The sequence below is a fragment of the Nostoc sp. CALU 546 genome (assembly GCF_048836525.1).
The window spans coordinates 1-2,023 of sequence record NZ_JAWJTF010000343.1 but is presented as its reverse complement, the minus strand read 5'-3'; the positions used below and the strand labels follow the sequence as shown (position 1 = coordinate 2,023).

Annotated in this window: 2 protein-coding genes; both read right to left on the bottom strand. The window is 43.6% G+C overall.

Annotation, left to right across the window (positions count from 1 at the left end; translation table 11 throughout):
* Positions 1-69 precede the first annotated feature (69 nt).
* Positions 70-252, bottom strand: coding sequence for a hypothetical protein (locus RRG12_RS43510; protein ID WP_069071843.1), 183 nt, complete (start codon positions 250-252; stop codon positions 70-72).
* Positions 253-370: 118 nt separating this feature from the next.
* The coding region (locus tag RRG12_RS43505; RefSeq protein ID WP_420763315.1) for a UPF0182 family protein at positions 371-2,023 on the bottom strand (1,653 nt) is incomplete at its 5' end.

The window sequence follows — 2,023 nt, the reverse complement described above, 5'->3', positions numbered from 1 at the left end:
AACTTAAACTGTCAGAATTAGTTAAAGAAAACCTTTCGCTCGAAACGGATTAGGGGTTGTATCAAAAAGCTATTCATCTTCGTCTCCTGGCGGTCTTTCGCTTTCGCTTTGTTGGGCGTTCCACTCCAAAACAATGCGCTCCAGCATCTCAGATTGCGTACAGTTATTAACATCGGCGTACATTTTAATCAACTGCCTCACTTTAGGGCTAATGTGGCGAATCTCTAGTTGGTTACTTTGTACCATGTTCATTAACTTTTAGTGTCTATGACATTATGTTGAACTATTAAACTATGGCTGTTGCAATAAATTTTGTTAATGGCGATCGCTCACTGTGATCTGCTATGTAACTATTTAGTCCTAAAATATCTTAACCTGGTGGGGCTGCTTCTTCAAAGGGACGGATAATTGCCGGGGCTGGTGTGACTTCTGGTTTAAAAATTCCCTGCAATGCTTGTTCTAAGGTTTGGGCCATGACAATCCGGTTTTCGTAAGCCACAACTACCCGCACCAGAGTTGGTAGACTATTCTGTGTGGCTTCTAGATAGATCGGCTCGACATACAGCAGGGATTGCTCAATGGGAATTACTAGTAAATTGCCTTGAATGGCTTTCGACCCTTGGCGATTCCACAGGGAAATTTGCTGAGAAATTACTGGGTCTTGGTTAATCCGTGCCTCGATTTGCTCTGTCCCGTAAACTAGTCTTTCTTTGGGAAAAGTATATAAAAATAATCTACCGTAGTTTTCACCATCCGATCGCGCCGCTAACCAAGCGATTAAATTAGTCCGCTGTCTGGGAGTGTAGGGTAGAAGCAGAATAAATTCCTCAAAAGGTACAGTGGGTAGACTAGTAATCAAATAATACGGCTCTACCGGACGAGTTTCACTGCCATAGATTTCGTTAGGAATCTGCCACTGGTCTTCCCGGTTGTAAAATACCTGTGGGTCAGTCATGTGATAGGTCATCAACCGCTCAGATTGAATTTTAAAGAAGTCCACAGGATAGCGGATATGACTGTGGAGACTAACTGGCATAGCATTGAGCGGTTTGAAGGTATTGGGAAATATTTTTGACCAAGTGACAATGATTGGATCGCTGGGATCGGCAATATAAAAATTTACACTGCCGTTATAAGCATCAATCACTACCTTGATCGAGTTACGAATGTAGTTAATACTATCGCTACCTGCGTCTGAGTAGGGATAGCGATCGCTTGTTGTATACGCATCAACAATCCAGTAAAGATAACTAGGATTTTTGGGGAAATCTTCATTAGCCGCAGCAGCTACTAAATAAGGATCACTGTCAAATTTAAGAAAAGGTGCGATCGCTCGAATTCTTTGCTTGACATTTCGCCGCAGTAACAGCTTTGTCTCTGGCAGAAAGTCCCGCGTTAGCACCATTTGCCAATCTTTCAAATACATGGCAAATAACCACCGTCGCCATGCTGAACCGATTTCAACGCCACCCACACCATTGTAAGAGTTATAAACATTGTCACTACCACTGGGGTAATCTAACTCTCGAACTCTTGTGCCAGTCATTACGTAGGTATTGGCGATTTCACCGTAATAAATTCGGGGTTGTCCAATGGGAATACTGTCACGAATGGCTTCACTGGAGGTTGTCAGAGCGCTACTATCACCGCTAATATCTTTGATAAAATATTCTGGTAGCCCACCCGGCCCGACTGTATTAACTGGGCTAACAGTAAACCCGAAACCGTGGGTATAAATTAAATGGCGGTTAACCCATGTTTGAGCTTCCTGTGGTACGCCAGTGTAGTCTAATTCTCGTGCTGCAATTAATACCTGCCGCCTTTCCGTTGATTCACTTCCTTCCGGCTGAGGTTCTGGTGGGTTTCGAGGGGCTGATGGTCGGCGGGAAATTACATCTGTTTTCAGAGTATACCGATCAATATCGGCATCGGGAAACCGATAATACGGTCGAATTTGTTGCAACTGACGGTTCGTTTCTAACAGTGGTCGCTGATCCCAAAGGCGAATATTCCGAATTGTCAA